Below are 14229 nucleotides of genomic sequence, written 5' to 3'. Positions count from 1 at the left end.
CGATCGCGACTGGGAGCCAGCATGGGCATCTCCGACCGGGTCCGCTCCTGGCCCGTCTACCGCCAGCTCACCGGCACCGACCGCACGGGCCGGGGCAGCGCCGCGAAGTCCGCGCACACCGAACGGCTGCGCCCGCGCACCGACACCGCCGACCGGGTCGTGAAGTCCATCTGCCCGTACTGCGCCGTCGGGTGCGGCCAACAGGTCTACGTCAAGGACGAGCAGGTCGTCCAGATCGAGGGCGATCCCGACTCCCCGGTGAGCCGTGGCCGGCTGTGTCCCAAGGGCTCGGCCACCCTCCAGCTCACCACCGGGCCCGCGCGCCGCCACCAGGTCCTCCACCGTCGCCCGCACGCCACCGACTGGGAACCCCTCGACCTGGACACCGCGATGGACATGGTCGCCGAGCGGGTGATCCGCACCCGGCGCGAGACCTGGCAGTGGGAGCAGGACGGCAAACGCACCGCCCGCACCATGGGCATCGCCAGTCTCGGCGGCGCGACGCTCGACAACGAGGAGAACTACCTGATCAAGAAGCTGCTGACCGGTCTCGGCGTGGTGCAGGTGGAGAACCAGGCCCGGGTCTGTCACAGCGCCACCGTGGCCGGTCTCGGCACCTCCTTCGGGCGCGGCGGCGCCACCACCTTCATGCAGGACCTCCAGCACTCCGACTGCATCGTCATCCAGGGCTCCAACTACGCCGAGGCCCACCCGGTCGGCTTCCAGTGGGTCATGGAGGCCAAGAAGCGCGGCGCCCGGATCATCCACGTCGACCCGCGCTTCTCCCGCACCAGCGCCCTGGCCGACCTGCACGTCCCCATCCGCGCGGGCACCGACATCGCCTTCCTCGGCGGCATCATCAACCACGTGCTCACCGAGGAGAAGGACTTCCGCGAGTACGTCCTCAACTACACCAACGCCGCCACACTGGTCCGCGAGGACTTCCGCGACACCGAGGACCTCGACGGTGTCTTCTCCGGCCTCGACGAGGAGAAGCGGCACTACGACCCGCACAGCTGGCAGTACGAGGGCGTCGACGTCCAGCAGCCCACCGGCGAGGTCGACGAACAGTACGAGGAGCGGACCAAGTCGTTCGGCGGCGCGGAGACCCACGGCTCGGGCGGCGCCCGCACCAGCCCGAAGGCCCCCGCCGACCCGACGCTCCAGCACCCGCGCTGCGTCTACCAGGTCCTCAAGCGCCACTACGCCCGCTACACCCCCGAGGTGGTCGAGGAGATCTGCGGTGTGCCGCGCGCGACCTTTCTGCGCGTCTGCGCGGACCTGACCGCCAACTCCGGCCCGGATCGGACCAGTTCCTTCTGCTATGCCGTCGGCTGGACCCAGCACACGGTGGGCTCCCAGTACATCCGCGCGGCCGGCATCCTGCAGTTGCTGCTCGGCAACATCGGCCGCCCCGGCGGCGGCATCCAGGCCCTGCGCGGCCACGCCTCCATCCAGGGGTCGAGCGACATCCCGACCCTGTACAACCTGCTGCCCGGCTACCTGCCGATGCCGCACGCCCACACCCACATCGACCTCGACACCTTCGTGGAGGCCAGCCGCACGGAGAAGGGCTTCTGGGGCGACATGCGGGCGTACTTCGTGAGCCTGCTGAAGTCGTACTACGGCGACGCGGCCACGCCCGACAACGACTTCTGCTTCGACCACCTGCCACGGCTCACCGGCGACCACTCCACCTACCAGACGGTCGCCGCGCAGCTCGACGGCACCTGCAAGGGCTACTTCCTGATGGGGGAGAACCCGGCCGTCGGCTCCGCCAACACCCGCCTGCAACGTCTCGGCATGGCGAACCTCGAGTGGCTGGTCGTGCGCGACTTCTCCCTCATCGAGTCGGCGACCTGGTGGCAGGACGGCCCCGAGATCGAGACCGGGGAACTGCGCACCGAGGACATCGGCACCGAGGTGTTCTTCTTCCCGGCCGCCTCCCACACCGAGAAGTCCGGCTCCTTCACCAACACCAACCGCTGGGTGCAGTGGCACCACACGGCCGTGGAACCCGAGGGCGACGCGCGCAGCGACCTGTGGTTCACGTACCACCTCGGCCGGCGCATCCGGGAGAAGCTGGCCGGCTCCACCGACCCCATGGACCGCGCCATCCTCGACCTGGCCTGGGACTACCCCGTGAACGGCCCGCTCGAGGAACCCGTCGCCGACGCCGTACTCGCCGAGATCAACGGCCACGGCCCGGACGGCGCCCCGCTCAGCGCGTACACGCAGCTCAAGGACGACGGTTCCACCCGGTGCGGCTGCTGGATCTACTGCGGTGTGTACGCCGACGGCGTCAACCAGGCCGCCCGCCGCAAACCCGGCAGCGAACAGGACTGGGTGGCCGCCGAATGGGCCTGGGCGTGGCCCGCCAACCGGCGGATCCTCTACAACCGTGCCTCGGCGGCCCCCGACGGCAGCCCGTGGAGCGAACGCAAGAAGTACGTGTGGTGGGACGCGGACGCGGGCCGGTGGACCGGGCGGGACGTCCCCGACTTCATCCCCGACCGGGCGCCCGACCACGTACCCGACGACGACGCCAAGGGGCCCGACGCGCTGCGCGGCGACGACCCGTTCATCATGCAGGCCGACGGCAAGGGCTGGCTGTTCACCCCGGCCGGCCTGGAGGATGGACCGCTGCCCACCCACTACGAGCCCCAGGACTCGCCCTTCACCAACGCCCTGTACCCGTCGACCCCGCGCTCGCCGGTACGGCAGCTGCTGGCACGGGAGGGCAACCGCTACCACCCGAGCGGCGACGAGAAGGGCGCCGGCGTCTTCCCGTACATCGTCACCACGCACCGGCTGACCGAACACTTCACTGCGGGCGGAATGAGCCGTTGGTCGGGGTATCTCTCCGAGCTGCAACCGGAGTTCTTCTGCGAGATCTCGCCCGCGCTGGCACGGGAACGCGGCCTGGAACACGGCGGCTGGGCCACCATCGTCACCGCGCGCAACGCCGTCGAGGCGCGCGTGATGGTCACCGAACGGATCCGTCCGCTGAGGGTGCAGGGCCGCACGGTCCACCAGATCGGACTGCCTTTCCACTGGGGGCCCAACGGCGTCGCCACCGGGGACGCGGCCAACGAACTCGTCGCCATCGCCCTCGATCCCAACGCCCACATCCAGGAGGACAAGGCCCTGACCGCTGACATCCGTCCCGGCCGCCGCCCCCGCGGACCGGACCTGCCGAAGCTGGTCGCCGAATACCGCAGGCGGGCCCACATCAGCGACAAGACCGGGACGGAGCCCAGGAAATGAGCGAAGTACCCACGGACGGCGCGGAGCGGGTCGGCTTCTTCACCGACACCTCCGTCTGCATCGGCTGCAAGGCGTGCGAGGTGGCCTGCAAGGAGTGGAACGCGATCCCCGAGGACGGGCTGTCGCTGACCGGCATGTCGTACGACAACACGGAGGCGCTCGGCGCGTCCACATGGCGGCACGTCGCCTTCATCGAACAGCCCCGGCCCGACGGCCGCACCGAACTGCCCCTGGCCGCGCAGCAGTCGACACCGTCGCCGTCGCCGTCGTCGTCCCCGGAGGACGAGGGCGGCGAGATGCGCTGGCTGATGTCCTCCGACGTGTGCAAGCACTGCACCCACGCGGCGTGCCTGGACGTCTGCCCCACCGGCTCCCTGTTCCGCACCGAGTTCGGCACGGTCGTCGTGCAGGAGGACATCTGCAACGGCTGCGGCTACTGCGTACCCGCCTGCCCGTACGGCGTCATCGAGCAACGGCCCGCCGACGGACGGGCGTTCAAGTGCACGATGTGCTACGACCGCCTCGGTGCCGGTCAGGAACCCGCCTGCGCCAAGGCCTGTCCGACGGAGTCCATCCAGTTCGGCCCGCTGGACGAACTGCGGGAGCGGGCCGCGCTGCGCGTGGACGAACTCCACGAGGCGGGCGTCCCGGAGGCCCGGCTGTACGGCCACGACCCCGAGGACGGGGTCGGCGGCGACGGCGCGTTCTTCCTGCTGCTCGACGAACCGGAGGTGTACGGCCTGCCGCCGCACCCCGTCGTCACCACCCGCGATCTGCCGGCGATGTGGAAGCACGCCGGAGCGGCGGCCGTGTCGCTGCTGGGCGGCGTCGCGCTGTCCTTCGCGCTGTCCGGAAGGGGACGCCGATGACCAGCGCCCCGGGCACCCGTCGCCGGCGCGGGGGCGAGCGCTCCGTCGTACCGCGGGCCGAGTTCCAGTCGTACTACGGGCGGCCGGTCATCAAGGCGCCCTCCTGGGCGGCACCCGACATCGCCGGGTACTTCTTCCTCGGCGGGCTCGCGGGAGCCGGGTCGGTGCTGGCCGCGGGCGCCCAGCTCACCGGGCGTACCACCACCGCGACGGCGCTCAAGATCTCCTCGCTCACCGCGATCTCGCTGTCCACCGTCGCCCTCGTCCACGACCTGGGACGGCCCGGCCGTTTCGCGAACATGCTCCGCGTGTTCAAGCCGACCTCGCCGATGAACGTGGGCTCCTGGCTGCTGTCCGCCTACGCACCCGCGGCGGGGGTCGCCGCCGCGAGCGCGGTGAGCGGCCGGCTGCCCAGGACCGGAGCGGCGGCCACCACGGCGGCCGCCCTGCTGGGGCCCGCGGTCGCGACCTACACCGGAGTGCTGGCGGCGGACACGGCCGTGCCCGCCTGGCACGGCGTCCACCGTGAACTGCCCTACCTGTTCGCCGCCTCCGCGACGGCCGCCGCGGCCGGCATGGCGCTCGTCGCCGGGACGACGGCGGAGAACGCGCCCGCGCGCTGCGCCGCCGGGCTGGCCGCGGTCGCCGACACGGTGGTGTCGAAGGCGGCCGAGCAGCGGCTCGGCATCGTCGCCGAGACCTGGCAGGAGGGCCGGGCGGGCACCCTGCTGCGCACGGCGCGCCTGCTGACCGTCGCGGGCGCGGCGGGAGCCGTCCTGCTCGGCGACCGTCGCGGACCCGCCGTCGCCTCGGGTCTGGCCCTGCTCGCCGGGTCGGCGTGCACCCGGTTCGGGGTGTTCGCGGCGGGCGTCGCGTCGGCCCGCGACCCGAAGTACACGGTGGGCCCCCAGCGCGAACAGCTCGACCGGGAGCGGGCAGCGGGGGAAGCGCCCCGGCCCGAGGGGTGACCGGCGGGCATCATCCGGCCGGCGGGCCGTGCCCCCTCGCATGCCCGGCGCCGGGGGTCCTCCGTAGGGAGGCCACCCGGTCGCTCGTCCCGCCGCACGGGCGGCAACCGGTCAGCCGATCTTGCGGCCCCGCATCGGCTCGGTGTCCGCGCCCTCGCCGCGCTGGAGTCCCTGGAGGAACTCCGCCAGGACCTCCGTCGCCGTGTACCGCGGCTCCCAGCCCAGTTCGGCGCGTGCGCGCGTGGAGTCCATCAGGGGCAGCCTGAGGACCGCGTCGAACAGGTGGGGGGAGGCGGGCAGCAGATGCAGCCCCCACGCGGCGGCGATCGCCGAGCGGGCCGCGGTGCGTGGCAGCCGTACCGGACGGACGCCGAGCATCTCGCCCAGCAGTTCCGCGTCGACCGGCGGATCGGCCGCCAGGTTGAAGGCGCCGCGGACCTCGGAACGCACCGCCAGCCGGTACGCCTCGGCCGCGTCGTCGGTGTGCAGTGCCTGTACCCGCAGTCCCGGGATGTCGGGGAGGAAGGGGAGCAGCTCGGGTCGCGCCAGCGGGCCCGGCAGGAAGCGGCCGCCGAAGATGCGGCGCTGCTCGCTCGCCGACGCCCGCTTGAAGAGGAACGCGGGCCGCATCCGTACCACCCGGACGCGGGGGTGCTCGTGTTCGAAGGTGTCCAGGGCCCGCTCCAGGTAGGCCTTCTCCCGGCAGTACGCGGCGTCCGGCCAGCCGTGGGTCGGCCACGACTCGTCCACCGTGTGGTCCTTCGGCCCCGGCGAGTACGCGCCGACCGACGACGCGTGCACCAGCGTCGGCACCCCGGCCGCCGCCACCGCCTCGAACACCCGGATGGAGCCCAGCACGTTGGTGCGCCAGGTCGCCGCCGGATCGTGCGTCGGCTGGAACGCCCAGGCCAGGTGGATCACGGCGTCGGCGCCGGTGAACTCCTTGACGAGGTCGGCCTGTTCGGACGCCAGGTCGACCGCGGACCAGTCCGTCTTCCGGGGCGACCAGTCCGGCAGCCGGCGGGCGAGACCCCGCACGGACCCCACCTCCGGGTCCTCGGAGAGGAGGCGCACCACGCTGGTGCCGACATTGCCGGTGGCGCCCGTGACGACGATCCTGCTGCCCGTTGCGCTGTTCACCTTCGGCTCCTCTCGGCCACGTGGTCCCGGGGCGGCCGAGTACCCGGGCGCACCGCATGCACGCGCCGGGGCGGACCCGGCGCGTGGGCGACGGCCGTAGAGGTGTCGGCCCGGCGGCGAGGTGCCGGCCCGGCGGCAGGGCCGTCCCCGGCGTCAGGTTCCGGCGGTGAAGGCGTTCACGCCCGTCCGCTCGGCCGACAGGTCCCACAGGCGGGCCGCCTGCTCGGGGTCGGTCGCCCAGTCCTTGACGCCGGTCCGCTCGCCGTCGGCGGGGGCGGGCTCGGCGATGTCGCAGTCCTCCAGGTACACGCCGCCCAGTCCGGCCAGCTGCGGCGAGGTCGCGGCCCAGACCTGGGTGGCGGCGCCCTGCTGCGGGGTCTTCAGGCCCTCCTGCGGGATCGGGTTGCCTTCCTCGTCGATCCAGCCGTTCGCCACCATCTCCTCCTTGGGCAGGTGGCGTTGCAGCGGGGTGAGGATCCCGCCGGGGTGCAGCGCGAAGGCCCGGACGCCGTGATCGCGGCCGAGTCGGTCGAGGTGGACGGCGAACAGGACGTTCGCCGTCTTCGCCTGCCCGTACGCGGCCCACTTGTCGTAGCCCTCGCGCCAGTCGACGTCGTCCCAGCGGATACCGGAGAAGTGGTGGCCGCGCGAGGAGACGGACACCACCCGGGCGCCGCCGGGCTCGATCGCCGGCCACAGCCGGTTGACGAGCGCGAAGTGGCCGAGGTGGTTCGTCGCGAACTGCGCCTCCCAGCCGGGCCCGACGCGGGTTTCCGGGCAGGCCATGATGCCGGCGTTGTCGATCACGAGGTCGACCGGGCGGCCCGAGGCGAGGAACCGGTCGGCGAAGCCGCGGACGCTGTCCAGGTCACCGAGGTCCAGTTCGTCCACCTCGACCTCGTCGAGCCCGGCCAGGGCCTCCCGGGCCACGGCGGGACGGCGGGCCGGGACGACGACCCGGGCGCCCGCCGAGGTGAGCGCGCGCGTGGTCTCCAGGCCGATGCCCGAGTAGCCGCCGGTCACGATCGCGAGTTGCCCGCTCAGGTCGACGCCGGCGAGGACGTCGTCGGCGGTGCTGCGGGCGCCGAAGCCCGATCCGATCTTGTGCTGTGCAGTGCTCATACCGGGCACGCTACGGATTGGAGTGCTCTCGAAGTCAAGGACGCCGTGGCGGCGGGGCCGGGAAAGGGAAAGCCCCGACCGGACGGGGGAATCACGGTCGGGGCGGTACTGAGGTGGGCGCGGATGGCGGTCGCCTCTCGGCGAGACGCTCCACAGGGCTTCAGCCGAACGATCGTCCCTGTGGGCAGAAGGTGAGGCCCGGGGACACTGTCCCATCCGCACCCACGACTTGTTTAACTGACAACCACCCTTGGGTGTTCCGCGCTCTGTCGCGATATGGGGTGATCCGGGTCACTCCCTGTCGGAGAGGCGCGCCTTCTCCCGCGTCTCCCGCATGTGCCTCTTCCGGGTCTCGGGGACCACCTCGGCCCAGAGGCTCTCCGCCTGGAGGAGAAGGGTGCCGAGCGCCACCGCCTGCGAGGCGTCCTGTCCGGCGTGCTCGCGCAGTCCCTCCCGCAACCGCCGGTGCGTCTCCCGCGCGGTGTCCTCGCTCCGGCCGTCCGGTCCGGTCCCGTCGGCGCATCCGTCCAGGCGGCGGCCCTCCGCGTGACAGGCGTCGCCGATCAGCTCCAGCAGCCGCGCGTACGAGCGCTGCAGCGGCCCGTCGGGCGGGGCGGGGTTGCGCCCCTCGTCGGCTGTCACGGCCAGTGCTCTGGTCAGCGCCCTGATGTGGCCGGTGATCCGGCTCCAGCGCTCGTCCTCCTCCTCCGGCGGGGCCGACAGAGGCGCCCGTGCGAGGGCGCGGAGCGGCCCCGAGGTGAGGCGCAGGCCCTCCCTGCTCCAGCCGCGAGCCGAGCGCAGTGCGTCGAGGCGGTCCTCAAGGCGTCCCGAGGCGTGCGACCAGTCGGCGGCGGTCTGCGCGTCCCACTCGTCGTCCCGCAGGCCGGCGGCGACGGTGTGCAGGACGTCCCCCGCCTCCCGGGCGAGCGCCGCGAGGTTCTCCCGTACGTCCCGCAGATGGACCGGAGGCAGCACGAGCGCGTTGACGGCGATCCCGATCGCCGCGCCCAGCGCCGCCTGCCCCACCCGGTGCTCCACCGCGGAGGCGCTGACCGTGCCGGTGGCGAGGGTGAACACGGCGGTGGTGGCCGCGTAGATGCCCTGGTCCCCGAAATGGCGCCAGTTGGCGAGCAGCATCAGCACGGGCACGGACAGTGCCAGCGCGCCCAGCGTCTCGCCGGTGATCGCCTGGGCCGCCGACGCCAGCAGGGTCCCGGCGCAGATGGCCGTGACCTGCTGCGCGGCCTGCCGCAGCGAGCTGTAGACAGTGGCCTGGACCAGAACCAGGGCCGCCCAGGGTGCCATCAGGGCCATCGGGTCGCCGAGCCAGTCGCTCGCCACGAACCAGGCGAGCAGCGCGGCGGCCGCCGCCTTCAGCGACTGCACGACCAGGTCGCGCTCCCGGCCCGGGCCACGCAGTACGGCCAGCGCGGCCCGGCCGACGGCATGTGTCTCCCGGCGTACCGCATCCGTCACACGAGTCATCCGCTGTGGGTATCCCGCAGGACCCGCTGTCTCACCCGAACGGGCTACTCGCGAGGGAGGACAGCAGGTGCGCCGGGTCGTCGTAGATCGCCTGGGCGCCCGCTTCGGTCAGGTCGGCGCGGGGGATGCCCCCGCACAACAGGCCCACGCACCGCACTCCGGCCCGGGTGCCGGCCTCCATGTCCCACACGGTGTCGCCGACGAACACCGCCCGCTCGGCGGGCACCCCAGCGAGTTCCAGGGCGTGTTCGACCGGCTCGGGCGCGGGCTTGCCCGCGTCGACGTCGTCGGCGCTCGCGGTGCCGCGGATCGCGTCGTCCGCGTCGATCGCCCGGAGCAGCGCGGACAGTTCGGCGCCGCCGGCGGAGGTGGCGAGCACCACCGCCCAGCCCCTGCCGTCGAGCTGTCGCAGCAGCCGCCCTGCGTCCCGCAGGGCGGGCAGCCGGTCGAAGTACTGCCCGTAGAGGGTCTTGTGCGCGGCGCTGAGTTCCGCGTCCTGATCCTTGTCCCGGTCGTCGCCGAGCAGATGGGCGACGAGGTCGGTGGAGCCGAGCCCCACGGCCCGGTGGATGGCGTGTGTGGGAACCCGGTGGCCCGCCTGCCGAAAGGCCTCCCACCAGGTCACCACGTGGAGGTGGTTGGTGTCGACAAGGGTTCCGTCGACGTCGAACACGGCCGCCCGTTCCATACGCTGGTCCTTCCTTCCTGTTGCGCCGCGCGGGTACCACGTCAGGGGCCGGTCACGCCGGCCGGCGTGCGGCCCTCCCGGGTCCAGGCCAGCAGTTCGTCCCGCGACCACGTGGTGACCACCCGTTCGGCGGGCACCCCGCACTCCTCGGCCCGGGCGCAGCCGTAGATCTGCCAGTCCAACTGGCCGGGGGCGTGCGCGTCGGTGTCGACGGAGAACAGCACGCCCGCCTCGACGGCCCGGCGCAGCAGACGGCGCGGCGGGTCGAGCCGCTCGGGCCGGCTGTTGATCTCCACGGCCGTGCCCGACTCCGCGCAGGCCGCGAACACCTCGTCGGCGTCGAACTCCGACTCCGGCCGCCCCCGCCCGGTCACCAGCCGCCCGGTGCAGTGTCCGAGCACGTCTGCGTGCGGATCGCGTACGGCGGTCACCATGCGCCGCGTCATGGCGCGGGCTTCCATGCGCAGCTTGGAGTGCACGGACACCACCACCACGTCGAGCCGTTCGAGCAGTTCCGGTTCCTGGTCGAGCGAGCCGTCTTCGAGGATGTCGCACTCGATGCCGGTGAGCAGGCGGAAGGGCGCCCAGGTCCGGTTGAGCTCCGCCACGAGGTCCAGTTGCTCGCGCAGCCGCTCGGGCGAGAGTCCGCGCGCGACGGTCAGCCGCGGCGAGTGGTCGGTCAGCGCCGCCCACTCGTGGCCGAGGTCCGCCGCCGCCCGGCCCATCTCCTCGATCGGGCTGCCGCCGTCCGACCAGTCGGAGTGCAGATGGCAGTCGCCGCGCAGCAGCGCCCGCAGCCGCTCGCCACCCTGCGCGAGCGGCGCGTCGGACTCGCCCTCCAGCTTCTCCAGATAGCCGGGAATCCCGCCGTCCAGCGCCTCGCGCACCACCTGAGCGGTCTTCGGCCCGATGCCCTTGAGCGACTCCAGCGTTCCCTCGCGGGCTCGTTCGCGTACCTGGTCCGCGGGCAGCGCGGCCAGCGTCCGGGCCGCCGTACGGAAGGCGCGGACGCGGTAGGTCGGCGCCAGGGACCGCTCGAGCAGAAAGGCGATCCGGTCCAGGGCCTCGACAGGGTCCATCGCCACCTCCTCCTCCAGGGTTCCCCAGCTCTCCGGACGCCGCACGCCATGCGGCCGGTTTGTCCGCGAGCCGGGCCGGGTACTGCGATGCCCCGTCACCGGCGCCGGTCCACGAGGAGGCCCGCATGTCCGATCCCGCCGTACCAGGAAGCAAGGTGGCCGTGATCACCGGCGCCGACTCCGGCATCGGCCGGGCCACCGCCGTCCGGCTGGCCCGGGCGGGCATGGACGTCGGTGTCACCTGGCACAGCGACCTCGAGGGCGCCGAGGAGACCGCCGAGGAGGTCCGCGCACACGGGCGGCGCGCCGTCGTGGCGCAGATGGACCTCACGCGCCTGCCCGAGGCCGCCGACACCGTGGACGAACTCCACGAGCGGCTCGGCCGCCTCGACGTCCTGGTCAACAACGCCGGTACGGGCACCATGACGCCGTTTCTCGACCTGGAACCCGCCGATGTCCGCGCGGTCCTCGACGTCGACCTGCTCGGGCCCTTCCTGTGCGGGCAGCGGGCGGCTCGGCACATGATCGCGCGGGGCGAGGGCGGGCGGATCGTCAACGTGACTTCGGTCCACGAACACCAGCCGCGGGTGGGAGCGGCGCCGTACTGCGCGGCCAAGGGAGGCCTCGGCCTGCTCACCCAGGTGATGGCCCTGGAGCTCGCCGAGCACGGCATCACCGTCAACGCGGTGGCGCCCGGTGAGATCGCCACGCCGATGACCGGCCAGGAGGACACGGACGTGCACACCGAGAGCCGGCCCGGCATCCCGCTCGGGCGGCCCGGGGACGCCCGCGAGGTCGCCGCCGTCATCGCCTTCCTGGCCGGCCCGGACGCCTCGTACGTCACCGGTGCCTCCTGGACCGTGGACGGCGGCATGCTGCGGATGGGGCCGCAGGCCGGCTCGCACCTGACCAGTGACGACTGGCGGAGGCCGTGAGGCGACGCCCGTGAGACTGCGCACCAGTTCCTGCGACGGGCCCGGCTTCAGCCGGGTCCGCAGTGGCCGTGGCTTCCGCTACCGGGACGAGCGGGGCCAGCCGCTCACCGACCCGGGGCAGCTCGCCCGGATCCGGGACCTGACCATCCCGCCCGCCTGGCGCGACGTGTGGATCTGCCCGTGGCCCAACGGCCATCTCCAGGCCGTCGGCACCGACGCCGCCGGGCGCCGCCAGTACCTGTACCACGAGCGGTTCCGCGTCCAGCAGGAGCAGGCCAAGCACGAGCACGTCCGCGAGGTCGCGCGGGTCCCGCCGGAGCTGCGCGCCCAGGTCGCCCGCGACCTCGACGGGCGCGGACTGAGCCGGACACGGGTCACGGCCTGTGCCGTGCGCCTGCTCGACCTGGGCTTCTTCCGCATCGGCAGCGACCGGCACACCCGCGCGAACGAGACGTACGGTCTGACCACGATGCAGCGCGAGCACGTCACCTGCGGCCGGGGCGAGATCACCTTCAGCTACCCGGCCAAGGGCGGCGTCGAGGTCGTACGGGCGCTCGCGGACGAGCAGGCACTCGCCGTGGTCCGCGCCCTGCGCCGGCGGCCCCGCGGCGGGGAGCGGCTGTTCTCCCACTGGGACCGGGGTGCCTGGCACGACCTGCACGGCGGTGACCTCAACGAGGCGCTGCGCCGGCTGTCCGGCACCGAGATCACGGCGAAGGACTTCCGGACCTGGCACGCCACCGTCCTGGCCGCCGTCGCGCTCGCGGTCACCACCGAGGAGGCCCGCGCCACCGCGGCCGCCCGGCGCCGCCAGGCGAGCCGGGCCGTGCGCGAGGTCAGCCACTACCTCGGCAACACTCCCGCGGTGTGCCGCGCCTCCTACATCGCCCCGCGTGTCTTCGAGCTGTTCGAGCAGGGGCAGACCATCGCGCCCGTGCTCACCCGGCTGGGTGAGCACGGGCACTTCGGGCGCCCGGCCACGCAAGGAGCCGTCGAGGCGGCGGTTCTGGACCTGCTGGGCGGCTGACGAGCCCGCCCGTCTTCGCTCCTCCAGCTCTACGCTCTAGGCATGACCGAAGTCACGAGCCCGCACATCGCCCATCCGCGGATCACGGTGCTCGGGGTGCAGCCGAGCACGCCGCCGTTCCGGATCGTGGAAATCGACGGCCAGGTGGTCGGTGAGGCGAGGGACGTCACCGACGTGCTGGAGGCCGCCGCCGCGTTCGGCATCACGGTCCACGACCTGGACGACCCGGAGGTGGTCCGCTGGGTGGGCGGGGACAAGTTCACCTGGCGGCGGCACTAGCTGTTGCCTGTCGGGATACCAGGTTCGACGGACCTGGTACCGCGTCGGCGAGCAGGGCCCGGGCTAGCCGACCGTCCACTTCTGGTTGGCGCCGCCCCCGCAGGTCCACAGCTGCAACCGGGTGCCGTTGGCCGGGTTGTTGCCGGTCACGTCGAGGCACTTGTCGGCCTGCGGGTTGACGATGTCGTGCGCGGCGCTGACGGCCCATTTCTGGTTCGGGCCGCCGGTGCAGTCCCACAGCTGGACGGTCGTGCCGTCCGCGGTGCCGCCGCCGGTGACGTCCAGACACTTGCCGAGCGCGCGGAGCGTGCCGTCCGAGGCGGCGGTCCACTGCTGTGCGGGGGTGCCGTTGCAGTCGTAGAGCTGGACCGGGGTGCCGTTGGCGGGGTTCGCGCCGGCGATGTCCACGCACTTGCCGGACAGCCCCTTGATCGCCGTGCCGGTGGCCGTGTCACCGGTGGTGACCGACACCGAGTCGACGACGAGCTGTTGCGGGAAGGCGGTGGAGCCGTCCGGGTCGCCGGGCCAGTAGCCGCCCACCGCGAGGTTCATGATCAGGAAGAACGGCTTGTCGAACACCCAGGTCCGGCCGCCCAGGTCGGCCGGTGTGCGCCGCTGGTAGACGGTGCCGTCCACCGTCCAGGTGATCGAGCCGGGCGCCCAGTCGACGGCGAAGGTGTGGAAGGCGTCGGCGAAGGCCTGGCCGCCGGGCAGGGAGTAGGCCGCGCCGATGCCGCCGGAGCCCGAGTAGCCGGGGCCGTGGAGGGTGCCGTGGACCGTCCCGGGCTCGAAGCCGACGTTCTCCATGACGTCGATCTCGCCCGAGTTGGGCCAGCCGACCTGGCCGATGTCGTCGCCCAGCATCCAGAACGCGGGCCACATGCCCTGTCCGCGCGGGATCTTCATCCGCGCCTCGACGTGGCCGTACCGCGCCGAGAACTTCCCGGATGTGTTCAGCCGGGCCGAGGTGTACTGACACGTTCCGTACCAGCACTGGTAGTTGGCCGGGTTCTCGCGCCGGGCGGTGATCACCAGATGGCCCTGGCCGTCCAGGGCGGCGTTGCGGTTGTCGGCCGTGTAGTACTGCCGTTCGTGGTTGTTGACGTTGTCGCCGGTCTCGATCTGCCACTTCGAGGCGTCCGCGGCGGCGCCGGCGGGTCCGTCGAAGGTGTCGGAGAAGGCCACCGCGGCGGCGACGGTGGGGGGCGGGTCCGCGTGGGCCGGCCCGGTGGTGACCGAACCGACCAGCGCGGCGGACAGAGCGGCGAAGAGGCAACTGCGGAGCAGGCGTGGGCGGGCCACGGCTCTCCCTTCCGGACGGCGCGGCGTTGCGTCGCCCGAGGTGGGGGGTGGGTGTGCCTCTTGATTTA

General features: G+C 72.9%; 12 protein-coding genes. 6 read left to right on the top strand and 6 right to left on the bottom strand.

What is annotated here, in order from left to right; genetic code table 11:
• Positions 1-21 precede the first annotated feature (21 nt).
• The 3 genes from fdh to nrfD are packed head-to-tail and all read left to right on the top strand — an operon-like array spanning position 22 to position 5104.
• Entirely contained in the window at positions 22-3267 is a 3246-nt protein-coding gene (fdh, locus tag OG985_RS09190; RefSeq protein WP_371667766.1) for a formate dehydrogenase, read from the top strand.
• Positions 3264-4136 carry a 4Fe-4S dicluster domain-containing protein gene (locus OG985_RS09185; protein WP_371667765.1) on the top strand — a complete coding sequence of 291 codons (873 nt, stop codon included), beginning with the start codon at positions 3264-3266 and terminating at the stop codon, positions 4134-4136. The genes fdh and OG985_RS09185 overlap by 4 nt, the downstream gene beginning before the upstream one ends.
• Positions 4133-5104 (top strand): NrfD/PsrC family molybdoenzyme membrane anchor subunit, encoded by a 972-nt coding sequence (nrfD, locus tag OG985_RS09180; RefSeq protein ID WP_371667764.1) that lies wholly within the window; start codon positions 4133-4135, stop codon positions 5102-5104. Before OG985_RS09185 ends, nrfD begins: the two co-directional genes overlap by 4 nt.
• Positions 5105-5215: 111 nt before the next feature.
• Here nrfD and OG985_RS09175 read toward each other — a convergent pair whose 3' ends face one another.
• The 5 genes from OG985_RS09175 to OG985_RS09155 all read right to left on the bottom strand — a co-directional run bounded on the left by OG985_RS09175 (position 5216) and on the right by OG985_RS09155 (position 10618).
• On the bottom strand, positions 5216-6244 hold the full coding sequence (locus tag OG985_RS09175) for an SDR family oxidoreductase (RefSeq protein WP_371667763.1): 1029 nt from the start codon (positions 6242-6244) through the stop codon (positions 5216-5218).
• A 153-nt stretch (positions 6245-6397) separates the two neighbouring features.
• Positions 6398-7366, bottom strand: coding sequence for an SDR family NAD(P)-dependent oxidoreductase (locus OG985_RS09170; protein ID WP_371667762.1), 969 nt, complete (start codon positions 7364-7366; stop codon positions 6398-6400).
• Positions 7367-7657: 291 nt separating this feature from the next.
• On the bottom strand, positions 7658-8851 hold the full coding sequence (locus OG985_RS09165) for an aromatic acid exporter family protein (RefSeq protein WP_371667761.1): 1194 nt from the start codon (positions 8849-8851) through the stop codon (positions 7658-7660).
• A 31-nt stretch (positions 8852-8882) separates the two neighbouring features.
• Positions 8883-9539 carry an HAD family hydrolase gene (locus OG985_RS09160; RefSeq protein WP_371667760.1) on the bottom strand — a complete coding sequence of 219 codons (657 nt, stop codon included), beginning with the start codon at positions 9537-9539 and terminating at the stop codon, positions 8883-8885.
• 41 nt (positions 9540-9580) lie between these two features.
• Positions 9581-10618, bottom strand: a complete 1038-nt coding sequence (locus tag OG985_RS09155; protein WP_371667759.1) for a PHP domain-containing protein — start codon at positions 10616-10618, stop codon at positions 9581-9583.
• Between the two features lie 125 nt (positions 10619-10743).
• Here OG985_RS09155 and OG985_RS09150 point away from each other — a divergent pair, with 125 nt between their 5' ends.
• From OG985_RS09150 to OG985_RS09140, 3 genes are read left to right on the top strand one after another with little or no spacing between them, the layout of a single operon-like run.
• Positions 10744-11553 carry an SDR family oxidoreductase gene (locus OG985_RS09150; RefSeq protein ID WP_371667758.1) on the top strand — a complete coding sequence of 270 codons (810 nt, stop codon included), beginning with the start codon at positions 10744-10746 and terminating at the stop codon, positions 11551-11553.
• A gap of 10 nt (positions 11554-11563) precedes the next feature.
• Positions 11564-12580 (top strand): DNA topoisomerase IB, encoded by a 1017-nt coding sequence (locus tag OG985_RS09145; protein WP_371667757.1) that lies wholly within the window; start codon positions 11564-11566, stop codon positions 12578-12580.
• Positions 12581-12622: 42 nt separating this feature from the next.
• Positions 12623-12859, top strand: coding sequence for a hypothetical protein (locus tag OG985_RS09140; RefSeq protein WP_371667756.1), 237 nt, complete (start codon positions 12623-12625; stop codon positions 12857-12859).
• A 63-nt stretch (positions 12860-12922) separates the two neighbouring features.
• Here OG985_RS09140 and OG985_RS09135 read toward each other — a convergent pair whose 3' ends face one another.
• Positions 12923-14161 (bottom strand): RICIN domain-containing protein, encoded by a 1239-nt coding sequence (locus OG985_RS09135; RefSeq protein WP_371667755.1) that lies wholly within the window; start codon positions 14159-14161, stop codon positions 12923-12925.
• Positions 14162-14229 lie beyond the last annotated feature (68 nt).

The sequence above is a fragment of the Streptomyces sp. NBC_00289 genome (genome assembly GCF_041435115.1).
GTDB lineage: Bacteria > Actinomycetota > Actinomycetes > Streptomycetales > Streptomycetaceae > Streptomyces.
This window is presented reverse-complemented; position numbering and strand designations above follow the sequence as displayed.